Here is a 22,189-nt window from a genome sequence, read left to right as displayed (position 1 = left end):
CCCCTCCTGGGCCCCGATGCCGGGCCAGCCAACAGGCGCTCCACCCCTGGCGCGCAAAAGCCATGACACGAATTTCCAAGCAGAAAACCCGTATTCAGCTCGCCCTGGCACCCTTGGCACTGGCATCGACCCTCGCCTGGGCCAACACGGGCAGCCGTCACTATGACGATGCCCTGACCCGCTACGCCAAGGAAGACCTGAGCGGCGCCATCGTCCAGCTCAAGAACGCCATCCAGGCCGACCCGAAGATGCTGGCCGCGCACCTGCTGCTGGGCAAGGCCCTGCTGCGCACCGGCGACATCAAGGCCGCGGAAGCGGCGCTAGAGCAGGCCCAGGCCCTGGGTGTGGCGCGCAGCGAGGTGGTACTCCCCCTGGGTCAGGTCTACCTGATCCTGGGCGAGAACCGCAAGATCATCGAGAGCCTGAATACCGATGGTTTGAGCGGCAGCACCCTGGCCGAGGTCCTGGTGCTGCGTGGCAGCGCCTATGCCATGCAAGGCAACCGGACGCTAGCGGCGCAAAGCTTCGAGCAGGCGCGCCGCGCCGCGCCGGACATGGCGGCCCCGCTGATCGGCGAGGCCAAGCTCAAGCTGCGCAGCGGTGATGTGGCGGGCGCCAAGGCCAGCGCCACCCGCGCCACCGAGCTGGAGCCCAAATCGGCCAGCGCCTGGACCGCCCTGGCAGCCGTGCTGCAGAGCACTGGCGAGAGCACACCAGCGCTCGCCGCCCTGGACCGCGCACTGGCCCTGGAGAAAGGCCAGGTGGACGCCGTAGTGGCCAAGGCCGGTCTGCAGGCCCTGCTGGGCCGCAACGCCGACGCCAGCAAGACCCTGGACATCCTGAAGCAGGGGGCCATCGTCGACCCTAGAGCCAGCTATCTGCGCGCAGCACTTGCCACCCGCAGCGGTGACAGCAAGAGCGCCCAGAAGTTCTTCACGGAAGTGGTAGAACAGACCGACATCCTGCCCCCCGGTGTGGTCAACGGGGACGAGGCGATCCTGATGGCCGCCGCCCTGTCCCATCAGGCGCTCGGCAATACCGAGAAAGCCCGCGAGAGGCTCAAGAACCTGCTGATACTCGCGCCCAAGCACTTTGCCGGTCAGCTGCTGCTGTCTTCGCTGCTGATCGATGCGCGTGAGTACAGCCAGGCTCAGCCCATCCTGGAAGGCCTGCTGCGCGAGTCGCCCAACGAGCCCGCCATCCTGAACGCCCTGGGGCGACTGCATCTCGGACGCAAGCACTATCGGCAAGCCAGCGAGTATTTCGAACAGGCCATGAGCAAGGCACCCAGCCCCATGGTCATGCGGGACCTGGGCATCACTCAGCTGGGCCTGGGCAATGACAAGCGGGGTATCGAACTGCTTGAAGCCGCACTGGCGCAGAACCCCAAGGACGTGGATGTGCTGACGCGCCTGTCCATGCTCTATGCCCAGCAAGGGCTGGCCGACAAGGCACGCAAGACGGCCGAGGCCGCCGTCCAGGTCGACCCAGGCAACTTCACCATGCACAGCTTCCTGGGCAATATCCGCGGCCGTACGGGAGACAAGAAAGGGGCCCGCGACGCCTTCGAGGGCGTGCTCAAGCTGGACCCCAAATTCCTCCCGGCCGCCGTCAATCTGAGCTGGCTGGATATCGAGGAGCGCCGCTTCGAGCCGGCTCGCCAGAGGCTCACCCAGTTGCTCAAGGAGAACAACCGTGACGCCGGGCTCATGTTCCAGCTCGGCGTGCTGGAATTCCGCGCCGGTCGTCTGAACGAGGCCCTGCCCCTGTGGGAGCAGGCCATGAGCCTTCAGCCCAACGACACCCGGGCCGGCATGGCCATGATCGATGCGCTGAGCAAGCAGGGCGACAACACACGCGCTCTGAGCGTGGCCAAGACCCTGGCCGCCAAGAACCCCAGCGATGTACCGGTGCTGATTGCCCTGGGCCAGGCCCACCTGAGCGCCGGTGATCTGCAGCGCGCGCGCGGCACCCTCCGCGATGCCTCGCGTCTGGTGGACCAGGATGCGGAGCGGCTGGTCATGCTGGGCCGCATGCTGCTGGCCGCGGATGGCGTGGACGACGCGATCTACAACGTACAGAAAGCCCTGCAGGCTCGCCCCAACGATCTGGGCGCCATGAGCCTTCAGGTGGAAATCGAGTTCAAGCGCGGCGACCGGGCCAAGGCCGATGCCGCACTGAAGGCACTCAATGCCAAACACCCCAATGAAACCTTGACGCACACCGTCAACGGCCATGCGGCCATGGGTCGGGGCCAGTTTGCCGCGGCGGCAGAAAGCTACCGCAACGCCTTCAATCGCTCGCCCGGCACGCCCAATGCCATTCTGCTGGCCAATGCCCTGCTCGCTTCCGGCCAGGCACAGGCTGCCGTCAGCCTGCTCAGCGATTGGCACAAGAAGCAGCCTCAGGACCGGAACGCGCTGTTTGCCCTGGCGGAGGTTCAGTCACAGGCCGGCTTGGCGTCGGACAGCAAGCAGAGCTATTCGCGTCTGCTTCAGGCCGATGGCGGTAACCCCGTCCTGTGGCTCAAGTACGCCGGCAGCCTCATGAAGGCCCGCGACCCGGCGGCCAAGTCCGCCGCCGAGAAAGCCGTGCAACTGGCACCTGGCAATGCCGAAGCGCTGGCCCTGCTTGGCACCATCATGGTGCAGCAGGGTGAGGTGGAGTCTGGCGTGCATCGGCTGCGCGAGGCCAGGCTGCGCGCACCGTCCTCCCCGGAACTGCGGCTGAGTCTGGCCGCTGGCTTGAGTCGCCTGGACCGCAAAGCAGAAGCCCGAGAGGAACTGAAGGCCGCCCTCAATCTCGCCCCCGGGCTTTCAAATCGCCCGGATGTGCAAGCCTTGCGCAAATCGATTGGCTTGTGAGGTCTCCCGAAGCCGCGCTCGATCGTTGTCTGACCGGGGCGCAGCTCTGGGATTCCGGAACTGAGGGCACCCGTCATCAAACCCGCTTTGGGGACACTTATCACGCCCCTTCAAACGGGGGGTACGGCCCCAGTTCAAAACCCTGCTTGCACTGCTACCATGCGGCCACACTGCGTAAAAGCCCGGTACCAAGCCACACAGGGATATCGAAAATGACTCACGCGACCACTGCGTTCCAGCGATTCTTTGCTCCCCTGCTGCTCACGGCAGCGGCTTGTGTCGCGCTGCCTGCGGCTGCTCAGAGCCTGTACTGGGGCACGGGTAGCGGTAAGACGGAATCGGAGCGGCTGAAGTTCGGCACCACGACGAGCCGCGATGTGTCCTTGGGTGCTATGAGCGTGTCCACCAGCTCGACCAAGGCCAATTCCTTCTGGGTTTATTGCCTGGACCCCCTGAATGGCGCCAATCTGCCCAGCGCCTACACCACGACCTCGCTCAGCAACTTCATCACCGGCTCGGGCACACCGACCTACACGGCCTTGTTCTCGGCCACGCCCTATACGAGTTCCTCCTACAACACAGGCTCGTCCAGCACCCAATACGGCCTGCAAGCCAACAAGACCACGGTTCTCAATAATCTGGTCGAGCTGTACTCGCATGCTTACGAAGATTCGCTGAAGACCGCGCAGAAGTCGGCGGCCTTCCAGTACGCCATCTGGTCAATTCTGGGTGAATCCGAATCCAACTACGGTATCGATGTAGGCGGTCTGCGTGACACGGACAGCGACAGCGGATTCCGGACGCAGGCAGCAGCCTACTTGAGCGCAGTCACGAGCGCGGCCAACAACGCTTGGGGTAACGTGAACAACGTGGATCTCAGCGCCAGAACCAACTACACCTACCAGGTCTTCGCATCCAGCCCCCTGGGCGGCTCGCAAACCTTCCTGGCCGTCTCCAAAGCCACGGGCGGCAAGGTGTCCGAGCCCGCCTCTTTGGCTCTGGTGGGCATCGCTGCCCTGGGTGTGATCGCCGGACGCCGTCGCAAGAGCAAGTCGGCGGCCTGATATTGCGCATGTAAAGCCGGCCAAGCCTCACGAGGTGGTGCCTGGTTCAAAAGAAGCGACCCACGGGTCGCTTTTTTCATGCCCAGATCCTGAAAGAGTGTCGAGCAGTTCCACCCACTGAAGCGCCTGGCTTGCCGCGTCGCCGAGAGGACAGGCGCAAATAGCACGACCGTGCTACAAAAGGCGCAGCAACAAGGAGAGCGCATGGACCTCAAGTTCACACCGCAGGAGCTGGCCTTTCGGGCTGAGGTGCGTCAGTGGGTGGCGGAAAACCTGCCGCAAGACATCAGTGACAAGGTGCACAAGGCCCTGCGCCTGAGCAAGAACGATCTGCAACGTTGGGCCAAGATCCTGGGCAGACAGGGGTGGCATGGCTGGGCCTGGCCCGAGCAGTTTGGCGGCCCGGGCTGGAACGCGGTGCAGCGCCATCTCTTCGAGGAAGAATGCGCCCTGGCCGGTGCACCGCGGGTCGTGCCCTTCGGACCAGTGATGGTAGCGCCGGTGATCATGGCTTTTGGCACGCCCGAGCAGCAGCAGCGCCACCTGCCCGGCATCATGAGCGGCGAAGTGTGGTGGAGCCAGGGTTATAGCGAGCCGGGCTCGGGCTCGGATCTGGCCTCGGTCAAGACCCGCGCGGAGCGCCGGGGCGACAGATACATCGTCAACGGCCAGAAGACCTGGACCACCCTGGGCCAGTACGGCGACTGGATCTTCTGCCTGGTGCGCACCGACCCCACGGTCAAGCCCCAGGCCGGCATCAGCTTTCTGCTGATCGACATGAAGTCACCCGGCGTCACGGTGCGCCCCATCATCATGCTGGACGGCGAGCACGAGGTGAACGAGGTCTTCTTCGACAATGTCGAGGTGCCGGTCGAGAACCTGGTGGGCGAGGAAAACAAGGGCTGGACCTATGCCAAGTACCTGCTGGCCCATGAGCGCACCAATATCGCCGATGTGAACCGTGCCAAGCGCGAGCTGGAGCGGCTCAAGCGCATTGCCAAGGTCGAAGGCGTCTATGAGGACAGCCGCTTCCGCGACCAGATTGCCCTGCTGGAGGTGGACATCGTGGCCCTGGAGATGATGGTGCTGCGCGTGCTCTCGGCCGAGAAGAGCGGCAAGCAGTCGCTGGACGTGGCGGGCCTGCTCAAGATCCGCGGCAGCGAGATCCAGCAGCGCTACACCGAGCTGATGATGCTGGCGGGCGGCTCCTTCTCCACCCCCTATATCCACGAGGCCATGGAGGCCGGCTGGCAGGGCGATCAAGCCCTGGGCGGGCTCTGGCCGGGCGGGGCCGCGCACTGTGCGCCCCTGGCCGGCACCTATTTCAACTACCGCAAGACCACCATCTACGGTGGCTCCAACGAGGTCCAGCGCAATATCGTGGCGCAGACCGTGCTCGGCTGAACCGGGGGATACAGACCATGGATTTCGACTTCAGCGAAGACCAGGACTCCCTGCGCGACGCCGTGCGCCGCTGGGTGGACAAGGACTATGACTTCGAGCGCCGCCGCGCCATCGTGCGGGCCGGCGGCTTTGACCGCAGCGCCTGGGAAGGTCTGGCCGGCCTGGGCCTGAGCGCCCTGCTGGTGCCCGAGGACCAGGGCGGCCTGGGCCAGGGCCCCGTGGACGCCATGGTGGTGATGGAGGAACTGGGGCGCGGCATCGTGCTCGAGCCCTATGCGCAGACCGCCCTCATTGCTCCCACCGTGCTGGCCCAGGCGCCGGCCGAGGTCCAGGCTCGCTGGCTGCCGCGCATCGCCGGCGGCGAGGCCATCGTCGTGCTGGCGCATCAGGAGCGCGGCGCGCGCTACCGGCTCGACCGGGTGCGCACCCAGGTCGACGCCCAGGGGCGCCTCAGCGGCAGCAAGAGCCTGGTGCCGGCCGGCGATGTGGCCGAGGCCTTCATCGTGCCGGCGCAAACACCCCAGGGCCTGGCGCTCTATCTGGTGGAGCGCGGGGCCGCAGGCCTGAGCAGCCGCGGCTACAGCCTGCAGGACGGCTCGCGTGCCGCCGAGCTGCAGCTGGCGCAAAGCCCCGCCACCCTGCTGGTCGGCCCGGAGCAAGCTCAGGCCGTGCTGGAGCTGGCCGTGGATGTGGGCATTGCGGCCCTGTGCGCCGAGGCGGTGGGTGCCATGGACAAGTTCGTGGCCCTGACCGCCGACTACCTCAACACCCGCAAGCAGTTCGGCGTGGCCATCGCCAGCTTCCAGGCCCTGCGCCACCGCATGGCCGATGTGAAGATGCTGCTGGAGCTGGCGCGCTCGATGAGCTACTACGCCACGCTCAAGCTGGGCGAGCCGCCCGAGGTGCGCCGCCGCGCCCTCTCCCAAGCCAAGCTGCAGCTGGGCCAGTCCATGCGCTTTGTGGGCCAGCAATGCACACAGCTGCATGGCGGCATCGGCGTGACGGACGAGTATGTGGGCAGCCATTACTTCAAGCGCCTCACGGTGATGGAGATGCAGTTCGGCGACAGCCTGCACCATCTGGCCGAGGTCAGCGCCCGCATGCAGGAGCAGGCCGGTGTCTTTGCCTGAAGCCGCGGGCGGCGGCAGCATCTGCGATGTGCCCGGCCTGCGGGTTGGACACTGGAGCAGCCCGCTGCGCCCCACCGGCTGCACCGTGCTCTTGTGCGAGCAGGGTGCGGTGGCCGGGGTCGATGTGCGCGGCGCTGCACCCGGCACGCGCGAGACCGATCTGCTGGCTCCCGAGAACACGGTGGAGCGCATCCACGCCCTGCTGCTCTCGGGCGGCAGTGCCTTCGGTCTGGACGCCGCCAGCGGCGTGATGCGCTGGCTGCTGGAACGCGACCATGGCTTGGCCGTCGGGCCCGCCCGGGTGCCCATCGTGCCCGCGGCCGTGATCTTTGACCTCTGGGTGGGCGAGAACCCGCGCATCACCCCCGATGCCGCCGCCGGCTACGCCGCCTGCGAGGCCGCCAGCCGCGGCGCGCCAGCCGAAGGCAGCGTGGGCGCCGGCGCGGGAGCCACGGTGGGCAAGCTGCTGGGTTTCGAGCGCGCCATGAAGGGCGGCGTCGGCAGCGCCTCGCTGCGTGTGGGCGATCTGGTGGTGGGCGCCCTGGTGGTGGTGAATGCCATGGGCGATATCCACGACCCGGCCGACGGGCGCCTGATCGCCGGGGCCCGCGGTGACGACGGCCATCCCCTTGGGGTGGTGCAAGCCCTGCTGCAAGGCCGCCCCCTGCCCGGCGGCCCGCTCTCCGGCAGCGCCACCACCTTGGGCATCGTCGCCACCAACGCCCCCCTGAGCAAGGCCGGCGCCACCAAGCTGGCTCAGATCGCCCATGACGGCTTTGCTCGCAGCATCAACCCGGTGCACAGCGTGAGCGATGGGGACACGATCTTCGCGCTCTCCACCGCCCGCCAGGGGGGCACGGCGGTCCAGGCCGATGCGCGCCTGCTGGGCCTGCTGGCGGCCGAAGTCACGGCCCTGGCCGTGCTGCGCGGGGTGAGCGCCGCCCGTGGCCTGCCCGGCCTACCGGCTGTGAGCGAGCTGACGTAGCCGGGACGGGCCGTGGCGGGATAATCGCGCCATGCGTTTGTCCCAGATCCTGTTTTCCCAAGGCTTCGGCACCCGTCGCCTGTGCGCCGGCCTGATCCAGCACGGCGAGGTGCGCGTCAATGGCGAGCTCGTTGACGACCCCGAGGCCGAGTACGAGCCCGAGGGCCTGCAGTTCGAGGTCAGCGGCAAGACCTGGCCCTATTACGAGAAGGCTCTGATCCTGCTGAACAAGCCCGCGGGCTATGAGTGCTCGCAAAAGCCCAAGCACCACCCCAGCGTGATGAGCCTGCTGCCCGCGCCCCTGCGCGAGCGCGGCGTGCAGCCGGTGGGCCGCCTGGACGAGGACACCACGGGCCTGCTGCTGCTCACCGACGATGGCGCCCTGATCCACAAGCTCACCAGCCCCAAGCACCATGTGCCAAAGGTCTACGAGGCCCGCTGCAAGCACCCCCTGAGCGCCGAGCAGGTGGCCCAGCTGCTGGCCGGCGTGGAGCTGCGCGAGCCCGAGCCGGTGGCGCGCCCCGGCCGTCCGGCCCGCCCCGCACCGCCGCCTGAATTCACCCGCGCCGAGGCGGCCGAGGCCTACGACAGCCACGGCCTGCGCCTGACGCTCACCGAGGGCAAATACCACCAGGTCAAGCGCATGGTGGCTGCCGTGGGCAACCGGGTCGAGGCTCTGCACCGCCCCCGCTTCGGCGCCCTGAGCCTGCCCGAGGATCTGCCACCGGGGGGCTGGACCTGGGTGAGCAGCCCGGCGCTCATCTGGCCTTGAGCCAGCGCAAAGAATTCGGGTATGTCCCAGGCCATGCTGAGGTGGTCTTACCACGGACCAGGGTTGCACCCTAGGCGGCTTGTCATCTTGAAGCGGTAGAAACTCTGCCTTGCAGAAGCCTTCGAGACAGAAGGCTCCGTCGTTGGCTGGATGACATTAATGAGCGCCGAATCCATTGAGGATGGAGGAGTTACGGCGCACGCGGATCGCATCGCACACATGGTGCGAGCAGAGCGCTTGGCCGTCCTTTACGACCAGACCCTGGTCCCCACGATCGTGGGGCTGCTTTTCTGCGGCCCCCTGCTGTGGTGGTTGTGGCCCCACTTCTCTGCAGCCTTGCTGCTGAGCTGGTTGGGGGTTCGCGCGCTGATCTGCGCGCTGCGCTGTGCGGATGTGCTGCGTTTCAAACGTGCACGACCCGGCCCACTTGACGGCAAACCCTGGCTGCAGCGATATCTGCTGCTGCTGACGCTGGATGCGCTGAGTTGGGGCGCCATGGGCTGGCTGTTCTGCAATCCGACGATCCCTGGGCTGGACGGCATTTTGCTGGCCTCGGTCATCGGCCTGGGTGCCATCAGCCTCTTCTCCCTGAGCTGCTTGTGGCCCGCGCACCTGCTGTTCTCGACCCTGGTCTTCCTGCCGCTCATGCTGCTGGAGCTGCTGACCAAGGGCAGCATGGGCTTGATGGTGGCCTCAGGCTTGGGGCTCTTTCTCGGGGTGTCGGTCTTCGAGGCGCGTCGCATGCAGGCCCGGCATATGGAGCTGCTGCGCCTGCGCTTCGAGAACGCCTGGATTGCCGAGCAGCGCGAGCAGGCCCTGCAGTCTGCCGAACGCAACAGCCACAGCAAGAGCCGCTTCGTGGCCATGATGAGTCACGAGATCCGCACACCACTCAACGGCATTCTGGGCATCACCCAGCTGCTGGAGCGCAGCGAGCTGCCAACACGGCAGCGCGAACAAGTCCAGATCTTGCGCCGCTCGGGCCGGCATCTGCTCACCCTGATCAATGACATCCTAGACCTGGCACGCATCGAGTCCGGCAAGCTGGTCATTGTCCCGCAGCCCCTGCCGCTGCGTGAGGCCGTGGACGATGTCTGCCAGCTGCTGGCCACCGGCGCCATGGACAAGGGCCTGAATTTCGAACTGCACTACAGCGCGGCCCTGCCGCACAGCGTGGTGGGAGACGCCGCCCGCATCAAGCAGGTGCTGCACAACCTAGTGGGCAATGCCATCAAGTTCACCAGCCGCGGCAGCGTCAGCGTCGAGGTGGCTGCCGTTCTGGACATGCGCGCCGGCACCCTGCTGCGATTTGCGGTTCGCGATACCGGCGAGGGCATTCCGGCGGACCAGATGGAGCGCATCTTCGCGCCCTTCGAGCAGGCCGAGCGCAGCTACCGGCTTGAATCTCCCCGCCCGGAAGGCACGGGCCTGGGCCTGACCATCTCACGCGAGCTGGCCCGCGCCATGGGCGGTGATTTGCGCTGCTCTTCCCAGCCGGGCGAGGGCTCGGTCTTCGAGTTCACCCTGCCCATGCAGGCCTGTGAGCCGGCGTCTCTGCCCGGCCCGGAAGACAGGGCCGTTCGGGAACTCCCACGACTGACGGGGCGCGTGCTGCTGGTGGATGACAGCCCCGTGAATCTGCTGGTTGCGGGGGCCATGCTGGAGAGCTTCGGCCTGAGCGTGGACCAGGCGGAAGATGGGTTGCAGGCCCTGGAGTGCATGAAACGGCAAGCCTATGAACTGGTGCTCATGGACTGCCAGATGCCGGAGCTGGATGGCTTTGAAACCACGCAAAGCTGGCGTGCCCACGAACGCAGCCAGGGACTCAGCCCCCTGCCCATCGTGGCCCTGACCGCCAGTGCGGTGAACAGCGACCGAGAGCGCTGCCTGCAGGTGGGCATGGACGACTACCTGGTCAAACCTTTCGAGATGCAGGACCTCTTGAACGTGGTGCAGCGTCATCTGCGCCAGCCCCAAGCGGCCTGAGCTGCCGCAGCCGTAGATAATCGGCGCCCATGCAGGTTTTCCGCGGTTTCCACCATCCCGGCATTGCGCCCGCGTGCGCGCTGACCATCGGCAATTTCGACGGCGTGCACCGCGGGCATCAGGCCATGCTGGCGCTCTTGCGCTCCGAGGCCCAGCACCGCGGCCTGCCCAGCTGCCTGCTGAGCTTCGAGCCCCACCCGCGTGACTTCTTCGCCCAGCGCCTGGGCAAGCCCGAGCTGGCCCCCGCCCGCATCGCACCGCTGCGCGACAAGCTCAGCGAGCTGCAACGCTGTGGCATCGACCAGGTGGTGGTGCTGCGCTTTGACGAGACCCTGGCTGCGCTTAGCGCACAAGACTTCATCCGCCAGGTGCTGGTGGAGGGCCTGGGCGCGCGCTATGTGCTGGTGGGCGACGATTTCCGCTTCGGCGCCAAGCGCCAGGGCGACTACGCCACCCTGGACGCGGCCGGTGCCCGCGAGGGCTTCGATGTGGCTCGCATGATGAGCTACGAGGTGCATGGCCTGCGCGTCTCCAGCTCGGCGGTGCGCGAGGCCCTGGGCGCAGGCGATATGGAAGCCGCCGCACGTCTGCTGGGCCGGCCCTACTCGATCTCGGGCCATGTGGTGCATGGCCAGAAGCTGGGCCGCCAGCTCAATGAATCCAGCGCGGGCGCGGGCGACGGCTTTCGCACCCTGAACCTGCGCTTTCCGCACCGCAAGTCGGCCGCCCATGGCATCTACGCGGTGCGCGTGCATGGCCTGAGCCACGAGCCCCTGGGCGGCGTGGCCTCCCTGGGCGTGCGGCCCACGGTGGAAGAGGCCGGACGCATCCTGCTGGAGGTGCATTGCCTGGACTGGCCGGCCGCGCTGGGCCGGGATGGGGCCTACGGTAAAATCGTGCGCGTGGAACTCCTGCACAAACTGCGAGACGAGGCCCGTTACGACGGGCTGCCAGCCCTGAGCGCGGCCATTGCCCGCGACGTGGATCAGGCGCGTGCCTACCTGGCCGCGCACAGTGCCTCGTATGTGAAGGTCAGCCGCCAGACCACGCGCGACCGAATTTGAAGCGCTGCGCGCGCCTCCTCCCCCGCCCCACGCTTCAACGCAGACGCTCCGGCTCTGCCCTTCACTGCTGCCGCCATGACCGACGCCGCCAAAGACTACCGCTCCACCCTGAACCTGCCCGACACCCCCTTCCCCATGCGGGGCGACCTGCCCAAGCGTGAGCCCGCCTGGGTCAAGGCCTGGGAAGAGCAAGGCATCTACAAGAAGCTGCGTGACGCACGCTGTGGCCAGCCCAAGTTCGTGCTGCACGACGGCCCGCCCTATGCCAACGGCCAGATCCATATCGGCCACGCTGCCAACAAGATCCTCAAGGACATGATCGTCAAGGCCCGCCAGCTGGCCGGCTTTGATGCGGCCTACATCCCGGGTTGGGACTGCCACGGCCTGCCCATCGAGAACCAGATCGAGAAGACCCACGGCCGCGGCCTGCCGCGTGACGAGGTGCAGGCCAAGAGCCGCGCCTATGCCGGCGAGCAGATCGACGGTCAGCGTGCCGACTTCAAGCGCCTGGGCATCCTCGGCGAGTGGGACAAGCCCTACCGCACCATGGACTACGCCAACGAGGCCGGCGAGATCCGGGTGCTCAAGCGCCTGTTCGAGCGCGGTTTCGTCTATCGCGGCCTCAAGCCCGTCTACTGGTGCTTTGACTGCGGCTCCTCGCTGGCCGAGTTCGAGATCGAGTACGCCGACAAGCAGAGCCCGGCCGTGGATGTGGCCTTCCTCTGCGCCGAGCCGGCCAAGCTGGCCGCAGCTTTCGGCCTGGCCGCGCTGGATGCCGAGGCCTTCACGGTGATCTGGACCACCACGCCCTGGACCATACCGGCCAACCAGGCGCTCAACCTCAACCCCGAGTTGCCCTACGCCCTGGTCAAGACCGCGCGTGGCTACTTCGTCGTGGCCGAGGCCCTGGTCGAGAAGTGCCTGGCGCGCTGGCAGCTGGAGGGCGAGCAGGTCGCCGTCACCCAGGGCCGCAAGCTGGAGCTGCTGAAGTTCAAGCATCCGCTGGCTCATGTGGATGCGGGCTATGACCGCGAAAGCCCGGTCTATCTCGCCGACTACGCCACGGCCGACGACGGCACCGGTGTGGTCCACTCCGCACCCGCCTACGGTCTGGACGACTTCCAGAGCTGCATCTCCCACGGCCTGGCCTTCAAGGACATCCTGAACCCGGTGCAGGGCAATGGCACTTACGAGGCCAGCCTGCCCCTGTTCGGCGGCCTGCACATCTGGAAGGCCAACCCGGTCATCACCGAGGCCCTGCAGAACGCCGGCCGCCTGATGGCCCACAGCAAGATCACCCACAGCTACCCACATTGCTGGCGCCACAAGACGCCGGTGATCTACCGCGCGGCCGCTCAGTGGTTTGTGCGCATGGACGAGGGCAGCGGCCTCTTCGCCACCGAGGCCCCGGCCCAGACCCTGCGCCAGACCGCACTGGCTGCGATCGACGCCACCAGCTTCTACCCGGAAAACGGCCGCGCCCGCCTGCGCGACATGATCGCCAACCGGCCCGACTGGTGCATCTCCCGCCAGCGCAGCTGGGGCGTGCCCCTGCCCATCTTCCTGCACAAGGACAGCGGCGAGGCCCACCCACGGACCCTGGAGTTCATCGAGCGCGCCGCACAGCTGGTCGAGCAGGGTGGCATCGAGGCCTGGGCCAAGCTGGACCCGGCCGAGTGGCTGGGTGCCGAGGCTGAAGCCTATAGCAAGGGTCAGGACATCCTGGACGTGTGGTTCGACTCCGGCTCCACCTTCCAGCATGTGCTCAAGGGCAGCCATGCGGGCGCGGCCCATGCCGAAGGCCCCGAGGCCGACCTCTACCTGGAAGGCCATGACCAGCACCGCGGCTGGTTCCACAGCTCGCTGCTGATCGCCTCCGCGCTGTACGGCCGCGCGCCCTACAAGGGCCTGCTGACCCACGGCTTCGTGGTGGACGGCCAGGGCCGCAAGATGAGCAAGTCGGTGGGCAATGTGGTTGCACCGCAGGCCGTGTCCGACAAGATGGGCGCCGAGATCCTGCGTTTGTGGACGGCAGCCACCGACTACTCGGGTGACCTGGGTCTGGACGAGAAGATCCTGGCCCGCGTGGTGGACAGCTACCGCCGCATCCGCAACACCCTGCGCTTCCTGCTGGCCAATGTCTCGGACTTCGACGCCGCGACCGAGGCCCTGCCGCTGGACCAGCTGCTGGAGGTCGACCGCTACGCCCTGGCCCGCGCCGCCGAGTTCCAGGCCGAGGTGCTGGCGCACTTCGAGCGCTACGAGTTCCACCCGGTGGTGGCCAAGCTGCAGGTCTACTGCTCCGAGGACCTGGGTGGCTTCTACCTGGATGTGCTCAAGGACCGCCTCTACACCACGGCCCCCAAGAGCGTCGCCCGTCGCTCGGCCCAGACCGCGCTGTGGCACATCACGAACGGCATGCTGCGCTGGATGGCCCCCTTCCTGAGCTTCACGGCCGAGGAAGCCTGGAAGGTGTTCAACGGGGGTGAGACCATCTTCACCGAGACCTTCTGGCAGTTCCCGACTGCCGACGCGGCGCTGCTGGCAAAGTGGGGGCGTGTTCGCGAGATCCGTGAGCTGGCCAACAAGGCGATTGAAGACCTGCGCAGCCAGGGCCAGGTCGGAGCCTCCCTGCAGGCCGAGCTGCTGATCGGCGCGCCCGAGCAAGATCTAGCCCTGCTGCAAAGCTTGGGCGATGACCTGAAGTTCGTGCTGATCACCTCGGCGGCGCGCGTCGAGGCGGCGGCCGAGCTGAGCATCAAGGTCACACCGAGCAGCCATCAGAAGTGCGAGCGCTGCTGGCACTACCGCGAGGATGTGGGCATCAATCCCGAGCATCCCGCGCTGTGCGGCCGCTGCGACAGCAATCTGCATGGCGACGGGGAAACCCGCTGCGTGGCCTGAGGCAAGCTGCACATGCGATCCTCCTCCGCAAAGAACTCTCCGCGCCTGCCCCTGTGGCTAGGCATTGCCCTGCTCATCATCCTGCTGGACCAGTTCACCAAGACCCTGATCCTGGGGCACTTCCAGCTGGGTGACAGCCGCTATGTGACCAGCTTCTTCAATGTCGTGCGGGTCCACAACACGGGCGCCGCCTTCAGCTTCCTGGCCGGGGCCTCGGGCTGGCAGCGCTGGTTCTTCGTGGGTCTGGGTACGGTCGCCACCATCTTCATCATCTGGATGTTGCGCCGGCATGGTCAGCAGACCCTGTTTGCCACCGCACTCACCCTGATCATGGGCGGTGCCATCGGCAATGTGGTGGACCGGCTACTGCACGGCTATGTGGTGGACTTCATCCAGCTGCACTGGGCCGGCTGGTACTACCCCTCCTTCAATGTGGCCGACAGCGCCATCACCGTGGGCGCGGTCCTGCTGATCTGGGACGAGATCCGGCGCGTGCGGCGCGGCGGCTGATCCCCCCGAGGCATCCCGTAGTCCCGGGCTAACCCGCTGGTACGGAGCTGGCCGGGCCGCTTACGCTGGGGCATGGCCCCGACCGACCCCATCGACGACAAAGCGGCCGAACCCGGCACCTCGGCCTTCGACATCGAGCTCAATACCCTGAGCTGGCGCGATCCGCTGCGCTGGCTGGCGGCCGGCTGGCGCGATCTGCGCCGCGCCCCGGGCATCGCGCTGTTCTACGGCCTGTGCTTCGTGGCCATGGGCTGGGCCCTGCTGGTGGTCTTCCGCCATGCCCCGGCCTACACGCTGGCGCTCTCGGCGGGCTTCCTGCTGATGGGGCCTTTTCTCTGCCTGGGCCTATACCAGGTCAGCCAGCGTCTGGAGCGCGGCGAGCAGCCCGATCTGGGCGACTCCCTGCTGGCCTTCGAGGCCCGTCTGGGCCAGCTGGCCCTGTTTGGCGCGGTGCTGCTGGTGCTGGAAATGATCTGGGGGCGGGCCGCCCTGGTGGTCTTCGCGGTGAGCTTCGACGGCATGCCCGATTTCGCAGGATCGATCTGGAAGCTGCTGGACCCTGAGAACCTGGGCTTCATCGTCGCCTATCTGGGTGTCGGCGCCGTGTTTGCCGGTCTGATCTACGCCATCAGCGTGATCGCCATCCCCATGCTGCTGGACCGCCCCACCGATGCGGTGACCGCGGGCCTGACCAGTCTGCGCCTAGTGCTGACGCAAACCGGGGTCATGCTCTTCTGGGGTGCCTTGATCACGGTACTGGTCGTGGCGGCCATGCTGCCGGGCTTTGCCGGCCTGCTGGTGGTGGGCCCCTGGCTGGGGCATGCGAGTTGGCATGCCTACCGCAGTGCCGTCAAGGCGTAATCTCGCCCGGTAAAAATCCTCAGCGACGGGCACGCCGCCCCAGCGACAATCCAGGGCGTTGACAACGCCGCCGCCCATGCTCGACTTCTCCAGCTTGACGCATTACGACTGGCTCGATGTGCCCATGTGGGTCTTCGACCAGGAGCGCCAGCGCAATCTCTGGGCCAATGCGGCCGCCCTCTCCTTCTGGCGCGCCGAGAGCGCCGAGGAGTTCCTCTCGCGCGATTTCTCCGACACCACGCCCATGGTCAAGGAGCGCCTGGCCGTCACCGCCGCCGACCACGCCCAGGGCAAGATCGTGCGCGAGCAGTGGACGCTCTACCCGCGAGGCCAGGCCACCACGGTGCTGCTGGTCTCGCGCGGCATCCGCACGCCGGACCGCCGCCAGGTCATGCTGTTTGCCGCCGACGCCCTGCCCGCCGGCGTTGACAAAAGCATGCTGCGCGGCGTGGAGGCCCTGCAGCACACCTCGGTGCGCATCGCCATGTTCAGCCTGCGTGATGGTTCGGTGCTGATGCGCAACCCCGCGGCCGCCACCGCCTTCGGTCTGGCCGAGACGCGCGGCAACAAGGCCTTTCTGGCCATGTTCCCCGATCCCGATCTGGCCCGCCGCGTCTTCGGTCAGGTGCAGCGCGGCCAGAGCTTTGCGGCCGATCTGGAACTGGTCACCACGGCCGGCCGGCGCTGGCACGGCGTGGACGCGCGCCCCATGCGCGATCCGGTCACCGGCGAGTTGGTGATGCAGTTCAATGCCCGCGATATTGCTGACCTCAAGGCCAGCCAGGCCGCGCTGGAGGCCGCTCGGGTCGCCGCCGAGGCCGCCAGCCAGGCCAAGAGCAGCTTCCTGGCCAATATGAGTCATGAGATCCGCACACCCATGAACGGCGTGCTGGGCCTGACCGAGCTGGTGCTGCAGACCGAACTCAGCGAGCGCCAGCGCAAGTTCATCGAGCTGGCCCACAACTCGGCCAAGGGCCTGATGGTCATCATCAATGACCTGCTGGACGTGGCCAAGATCGAGGCCGGCCGGGTGCAGATCGAGCAGCAACCCTTCTCCCTGCACGACTGCCTGCGCGAAGCCCTGCAGCCCCTGCTGCTGCATGCCCACGACAAGGGCATTGCCCTGCATGCCCGCGTGCAGCCCGGCGTGCCCCTGCATGTGCAGGGCGATGCCCTGCGCCTGCGCCAGGTGTTGGTGAACCTGGTAGGCAATGCGCTCAAGTTCACCGAGAAGGGCGAGGTTCGCCTGGAGGTGCTGCGCCTGGACGAGGGCGCCAGCGAGGGCCCGGCCCGCCTGCGCTTCTCGGTGCAGGACACCGGCATCGGCATGACGCGCGAGCAGATCGCGCAGATCTTCGACCCCTTCACCCAGGCCGACGGCAGCATCACACGCCGCTACGGCGGCACCGGCCTGGGCCTGACCATCGTGCAGCGCCTGGTGGGCCTGATGGGCGGCCAGGTCATGGTGGAAAGCCAGCCTGGCACCGGCTCCTGCTTCAGCTTTGAGCTGTTGCTGCAACGCGCGCCGGCGGTGGCGCGACCGAGCGATAAAGCCGACCCCGCCGAGCCTGCTGCACCGGGCTGCAGCGCTGCTGCCGCATCGGCCAACAGCCCGGAGCGCGCCAGCGCCTCAGACCAGCAGCACGCCTGAGCCCACAGTGCTGCGGGCTTCCAGATCGCGATGGGCCTGCTGGATCTGGTTCAGCGCGTAGCGCTGCTCCGCGCGGATCTTGATGTCGCCGGCCAGCACCCGCGCAAACAGATCGTCGGCCATGGCCTGGGTGGCTTCGCGCGTGGCCAGATGGGTGAAGAGCGTGGGCCGGGTCACATAAAGCGAGCCCTTGGCCGCCAAATGGCCCAACGGCACCGGGGGCGCAAAGCCCGAGGCATTGCCAAAGCTCACCAGCAGGCCAAAGGGTGCCAGGCTGTTGAGCGAGCCCTCGAAGGTGTCCAGGCCCACGGAGTCGTACACCACCTTCACGCCCTGGCCGCCGGTGATCTCGCGCACGCGAGCGGCAAAGTCCTCGCGGCGATAGTTGATGGCATGCGCCGCCCCGGCCTCCAGGGCCAGCGCGCATTTCTGGTCCGAGCCGGCGGTGGCGATCAGGCGCGGCCCAGAGCGCGCGCCCACTGGCAGGCGATCAGGCCCACGCCACCGGCCGCGGCATGGAAGAGCACGAAGTCGCCCGCCGCCAGCCCCCCCTGGGGCAGGGTCTTGCGCAGCAGGTACTGGGCGGTCAGGCCCTTGAGCATCATGGCCGCGCCGGCCTCAAAAGCGATGCCCTCCGGCAATCGCACCACGCAGCGCGCCGGCATCAGACGGGCCGTGGCATAGGCTCCGGGTGGCTGGCTGGCATAGGCCACGCGGTCGCCCACGGCCAGATGCGTCACGCCCTCGCCCACCGCCTCCACCACGCCGGCCGCCTCCATGCCCAGGCGGGCCGGCAGCGGCAGTGGGTAGGCGCCACTGCGGTGGTAGATGTCGATGTAGTTCAGGCCGATGGCATGGTGGCGCAGCCGCAGCTCGCCCGGGCCGGGCTCGCCCACCTCCACAGGGGTCCACTGCAGCACCTCGGGCCCACCGGGGGCTTGGATCAGGACGGCTTGCTCGCCTCGGCTCATCGACTTGCTCCTCATCGGCTATGGAAGTTCCGCTATCGTGCCAGCCTTTGCCGCAACGTGCCCGCCCCGATGCTGACGCCCCGCCTCGCCATCCTGCTGACCCTGCCACCTCTGCTCTGGGCTGGCAATGCCGTAGTCGGGCGACTGGTGGCCAACAGCGTGCCGCCGCTGCTGCTGAACGCCATGCGTTGGAGCATCGTCTTCCTGCTGCTGCTGCCCCTGGCCTGGCGGCTGCTGCGCCAGCCCGGCCCGCTGCTGCGACGCTGGCCGTATCTGGCGCTCGTTGGCGTGCTGGGCATGGGCTGCTACAACGCCCTGCAATACCAGGCCCTGCGCAGTTCCACCGCGCTGAACGTGACCCTGATCACCGCCAGCATGCCGGTGTGGATGATGGCCATCGGGGCCCTGGTCTATGGCGTGAAGCCCACGCGGCCCCAACTGCTGGGCGCCATGCTCTCCCTGGTCGGCGTGGCCTTCGTGATCACGCATGGCGAGCTGGGCCGCTTGGCCGAGCTGCAGTTCCTGCCCGGCGACCTGCTGATGCTGCTGGCCATCTTCTCCTGGGCGCTCTACAGCTGGTTGCTGGCGCGTCCGCCGGCCCATATGCGGGGCGAGGACAAGCCGGCCTGGAACTGGGCCGAGACCATGATGAGCCAGCTGGTCTTCGGCCTGATCTTCGCGACCGGCTGTGCCGGCGCCGAGCAGCTCTGGACCGAGCAGCCCATCCACTGGGGCCCGGCCCTGGTGCTGGCCCTGGTCTATGTGGCCATCGGCCCCTCGCTGATCGCCTACCGCTGCTGGGGCCAGGGCGTGGCCGAGGCCGGTCCGGCCCTGGCCGCCTTCTTCGTGAACCTGACCCCGGTGTTTGCCGCCCTGATGTCGGCCGCACTGCTGGGAGAGTGGCCGGCCTGGTACCACGGGGCGGCCTTCGCCCTGATCGTGAGTGGCATCGTGGTCTCGGCGCGACGCCCTCGCGGCACTTCGTGAGCGAGTCCGCATGAAGTTGATTCATGGGGTGTGAGCAGCCGAGGGTGACTGCCAGAATCCGCGTTTTCGCTTGTCATCCAAGAAACGGGAGTTCACACATGGCATCCAAAGCCCGCGCCTGGCGCACCCCTGCTGTCTGCGGCCTGCTGGCCCTGATCCCCCTCGTCGCCGCGGCCCAGGAGCTGGGCAAGGGCGGCTCGGTGGCCACCGGCAGCGCCGGCCCGGACGGCGCCCAGAACGCCAACAGCCAGCTGGAGCGCTGCGACGCCCCCAAGGGCACGATTGCCGTGCATGAGCCGCAGGACGATCTGCTGGTGCGCCTGCGCGGCTACGGCCTGGCCTCGCCCAACGGCCTGATCCGGATGATCATCCAGCAGTCCAACTGCTTCCAGGTCATCGAGCGCGGCGTGGCCATGCAGAACATGATGCAAGAACGCCAGCTGGCCCAGTCCGGCATGCTGCAGCAGGGCTCGAACATGGGCCAGGGTCAGATGGTCACGGCCGACTTCCTGGTCACGCCCAATGTGGTGTTCTCCGAGAACAATGCCGGCGGCGTGGGCGCGGGCGTGCTCGGCCTGTTCGGTGGTGCCGGCCGGGCCCTGGGCGCCATCGCTGGCGGCCTGAAGTTCAAGCAGGCCCAGACCAGCATGCTGCTGGTGGATGCACGCTCGGGCATCCAGGTGGCTGCGGCCGAGGGCAGCGCCGAGAAGGCCGACTTCTCCCTGGGCGGCGCCCTCTTCGGCGGCGGCGTGGGCGTGGGCGCCGGCGGCTACTCCAACACCAATGAGGGCAAGGTGATCACCGCCTCCTTCGTGGACAACTGGAACAACATCGTTCGCGCCATCAAGAACAATCCTTCCATCATCCAACCCAAGGCGGGTGCGGCGGCCCAGGCCAATGCGGCCAAGAGCGTGCAGGCCAATGCCGCGGCAGAAGGTGATGTGATGGTGCCCAAGATCGGTGGCGCCAAGGTGCTGCGCCTGCCGCGTGACGGGGCGCCCGAGCTGCAAACCCTGGCCCGCAGCGACGAGGTGCTCTACCTGGGCGAGGAGAAGGACGGCTTCCTGAAGGTGCAGTCGCCCAAGGGCGAAGGCTGGGTCAAGAAGGTGCTGCTGCGCAAGCAGTAACAAGCCCCAGCCTCGGCTGAACATAAGCCCGGTACGGCCGCCGGCGGCCGGCCGGGCTTTGTCTATGCGGGCTCAGAAGGTACCCGGGTAGGCGCCGCCGTCCAGCAGGATGTTCTGGCCGGTGAGATAGCCCATCTGCTGGCTGCAAAGCATGGCGCAGACGGCGCCGAACTCGGCCGCCGTGCCAAAGCGCTGGGCCGGGATGCCGGCGCGGCGCTTGGCCGCCACCTCATCGGCCGCCTGCCCGCTCTTGGCCGCACCGGCCGCCAGGGTCTTTTGCAGGCGCTCCGTGTCGAAGGCGCCGGGCAGCAGATTGTTGATCGTCACATTGCGGCCCGCCAGACGGGCCTGGCGCGCGAGCCCGGCCACAAAGCCGGTCAGGCCCGAGCGGGCGCCGTTGGAGAGGCCCAGGACATCGATGGGCGCCTTGACCGCGCCCGAGGTGATGTTCACCACCCGGCCGAAGCCGCGTTCGGCCATGCCGTCCACCGTGGCCTTGATCAGCTCGATGGGCGTGAGCATGTTCGCCTCCAGCGCCGCCAGCCACTGCTCGCGGCCCCAGTCGCGGAAGTCACCGGGCGGCGGGCCGCCGGCATTGTTCACCAGGATGTCCACCTGCGGGCAGGCGGACAGGGCCGCGGCCCGGCCCTCGGCCGTGGCGATATCGCCGGCCACGGTGCGCACTTCCACGCCCGGATGGGCTGCACGAATGGCGGCGGCCGTGGCCTCCAGGGCCTCGGCGCCACGCGCCGTGATCACCACATTCACGCCCTCGGCCGCCAGCGCCTCGGCGCAGCCGCGCCCCAGGCCCTTGCTGGCCCCACACACCAAGGCCCAGCGGCCCTTCAGTCCCAAGTCCATCGTTTCATCTCCATCTCGTGAGCAGCCACACGCCGCCCATCACCAAAACCGTCCCGACGGCCACCAGAGGCGTGAAGGGCTCGCCCAGGATCCACACGCCCATCAGGATGGTGGACATGGGGCCGATCATGCCCGTCTGGGCCGCCAGCGTGGCGCCAATGCGCTCGATCGCCATCATCACGGCCAGCACCGGCAAGAAGGTGCAGGCCGTGGCGTTCAGCAGGGACAGCCACCAGACCTGGGGTGCCAGCTCGGCCAGGCCCGCCACCGGCCGCAGTAGCAGGAACTGCGCGATGCACAGCAGGCAGGCCACCGTGGTGGCCAGGCCGGTCAGGCGCATGGCGCCCAGGCGCTTGACCTCCTCGCCGCTGTAGACCAGATAGAGCGCATAGCTCACCGCGCTGCCAAAGACCAGGGCCGCGCCCAGCACCACATCGCTGCCCTGCAGATGCAGCTCCTGCCCGAAGACCAGGAGCACGCCCGCATAGCTCACCGAGAGCGCCAGCAGCTGCCGGCCCGTGACCCGGCGCTTGAAGAGGATCCAGCCCAGGAAGAGCACCAGGGTGGGGTTGAGATAGAGGATCAGGCGCTCGAAGCTGGCCGAGATATAGGCCAGGCCCGCAAAGTCCAGAAAGCTGGCCAGGTAGTAGCCCGAAAAGCCCAGGCCCAGCACCGCGATCCAGTCGCGCCGGCTCAGGGCCGGCTTGCCCCGCCCCGCCCACCAGGCCAGCAGCAGGAAGAGCGGCAGCGCAAACAGCATGCGCAGCATGATCAGGGTGACGGCATCCACCCCATGGCGGTAGGCCAGTTTCACGATGATGGCCTTGCCCGAGAACGCCACGGCGCCCAGGGAGGCCAGGGCCAGACCGGGCCAGGGCGTCTTGCTGTCTGAGGACATTGGCCGGATTGTAGAAAGCCCGGTCGGCAGCGGCCTTCGCAAGGGCATAAGCCGCCCTCCCCCGCCGCAGCAGCCGCAAGCGCGCACAAATCCACGACAGCGCCATTCGCACAAAGGGTAAACCCTTAGCACCAATTCTACAATTGGTAT

The 22,189-nt window shown here is 67.5% G+C and carries 16 protein-coding genes and 1 pseudogene; 14 read left to right on the top strand and 3 right to left on the bottom strand.

Translation table 11 applies throughout. The annotated features are described in order from the left end of the window. Positions 1–62: 62 nt before the first annotated feature. The 12 genes from prsT (at position 63) to DFR39_RS06680 (ending at position 17,195) form a co-directional block, all read left to right on the top strand. Entirely contained in the window at positions 63–2,864 is a 2,802-nt protein-coding gene (gene prsT / locus DFR39_RS06735) for an XrtA/PEP-CTERM system TPR-repeat protein PrsT (protein WP_133602768.1), read from the top strand. 212 nt (positions 2,865–3,076) lie between these two features. Continuing rightward, a complete protein-coding gene (locus DFR39_RS06730; protein WP_133602767.1) occupies positions 3,077–3,928 on the top strand; it encodes a PEP-CTERM sorting domain-containing protein in 852 nt (283 codons plus the stop codon). 204 nt (positions 3,929–4,132) lie between these two features. Continuing rightward, complete coding sequence (locus tag DFR39_RS06725; RefSeq protein ID WP_133602766.1) at positions 4,133–5,332, top strand: acyl-CoA dehydrogenase family protein; 1,200 nt, start codon at positions 4,133–4,135, stop codon at positions 5,330–5,332. A gap of 17 nt (positions 5,333–5,349) precedes the next feature. Next, on the top strand, positions 5,350–6,462 hold the full coding sequence (locus tag DFR39_RS06720) for an acyl-CoA dehydrogenase family protein (RefSeq protein ID WP_133602765.1): 1,113 nt from the start codon (positions 5,350–5,352) through the stop codon (positions 6,460–6,462). Further along, positions 6,449–7,447, top strand: coding sequence for a P1 family peptidase (locus DFR39_RS06715; protein ID WP_162849447.1), 999 nt, complete (start codon positions 6,449–6,451; stop codon positions 7,445–7,447). The genes DFR39_RS06720 and DFR39_RS06715 overlap by 14 nt, the downstream gene beginning before the upstream one ends. A 31-nt stretch (positions 7,448–7,478) precedes the next feature. Beyond that, positions 7,479–8,219, top strand: coding sequence for a pseudouridine synthase (locus DFR39_RS06710; protein ID WP_133602763.1), 741 nt, complete (start codon positions 7,479–7,481; stop codon positions 8,217–8,219). 237 nt (positions 8,220–8,456) lie between these two features. After that, positions 8,457–10,205: an ATP-binding protein gene (locus DFR39_RS06705; RefSeq protein ID WP_162849446.1), complete on the top strand. Its 1,749-nt coding sequence runs from the start codon at positions 8,457–8,459 to the stop codon at positions 10,203–10,205. Between the two features lie 29 nt (positions 10,206–10,234). Then, positions 10,235–11,269: a bifunctional riboflavin kinase/FAD synthetase gene (locus tag DFR39_RS06700; protein WP_133602761.1), complete on the top strand. Its 1,035-nt coding sequence runs from the start codon at positions 10,235–10,237 to the stop codon at positions 11,267–11,269. A 75-nt stretch (positions 11,270–11,344) separates the two neighbouring features. After that, complete coding sequence (ileS, locus tag DFR39_RS06695; protein WP_133602760.1) at positions 11,345–14,173, top strand: isoleucine--tRNA ligase; 2,829 nt, start codon at positions 11,345–11,347, stop codon at positions 14,171–14,173. Between the two features lie 12 nt (positions 14,174–14,185). Next, positions 14,186–14,683, top strand: a complete 498-nt coding sequence (lspA, locus tag DFR39_RS06690; RefSeq protein WP_133602759.1) for a signal peptidase II — start codon at positions 14,186–14,188, stop codon at positions 14,681–14,683. Between the two features lie 72 nt (positions 14,684–14,755). Continuing rightward, positions 14,756–15,544, top strand: a complete 789-nt coding sequence (locus DFR39_RS06685; protein WP_133602758.1) for a DUF2189 domain-containing protein — start codon at positions 14,756–14,758, stop codon at positions 15,542–15,544. A gap of 76 nt (positions 15,545–15,620) precedes the next feature. Further along, positions 15,621–17,195 (top strand): hybrid sensor histidine kinase/response regulator, encoded by a 1,575-nt coding sequence (locus DFR39_RS06680; protein WP_162849445.1) that lies wholly within the window; start codon positions 15,621–15,623, stop codon positions 17,193–17,195. On the opposite strand, the pseudogene DFR39_RS06675 reads toward DFR39_RS06680, so the two are convergent. Further along, positions 17,175–18,166, bottom strand: a pseudogene (locus DFR39_RS06675) (quinone oxidoreductase family protein). The gene DFR39_RS06680 and the pseudogene DFR39_RS06675 sit on opposite strands and share 21 nt — an antisense overlap. Positions 18,167–18,235: 69 nt before the next feature. Between DFR39_RS06675 and DFR39_RS06670 the strand changes: the two are divergent. Then, positions 18,236–19,153 (top strand): DMT family transporter, encoded by a 918-nt coding sequence (locus DFR39_RS06670; protein WP_133602757.1) that lies wholly within the window; start codon positions 18,236–18,238, stop codon positions 19,151–19,153. 98 nt (positions 19,154–19,251) lie between these two features. After that, positions 19,252–20,280 carry a CsgG/HfaB family protein gene (locus tag DFR39_RS06665; protein WP_162849444.1) on the top strand — a complete coding sequence of 343 codons (1,029 nt, stop codon included), beginning with the start codon at positions 19,252–19,254 and terminating at the stop codon, positions 20,278–20,280. Between the two features lie 72 nt (positions 20,281–20,352). Here DFR39_RS06665 and DFR39_RS06660 read toward each other — a convergent pair whose 3' ends face one another. Together DFR39_RS06660 and DFR39_RS06655 are read right to left on the bottom strand one after the other, a co-directional pair. Next, positions 20,353–21,141 (bottom strand): SDR family oxidoreductase, encoded by a 789-nt coding sequence (locus DFR39_RS06660; protein WP_133602755.1) that lies wholly within the window; start codon positions 21,139–21,141, stop codon positions 20,353–20,355. Between the two features lie 4 nt (positions 21,142–21,145). Then, positions 21,146–22,039 (bottom strand): DMT family transporter, encoded by an 894-nt coding sequence (locus DFR39_RS06655; RefSeq protein ID WP_133602754.1) that lies wholly within the window; start codon positions 22,037–22,039, stop codon positions 21,146–21,148. Positions 22,040–22,189 lie beyond the last annotated feature (150 nt).

This window comes from Roseateles asaccharophilus (genome assembly GCF_004362405.1).
Lineage (GTDB): Bacteria > Pseudomonadota > Gammaproteobacteria > Burkholderiales > Burkholderiaceae_C > Kinneretia > Kinneretia asaccharophila.
This window is presented reverse-complemented; position numbering and strand designations above follow the sequence as displayed.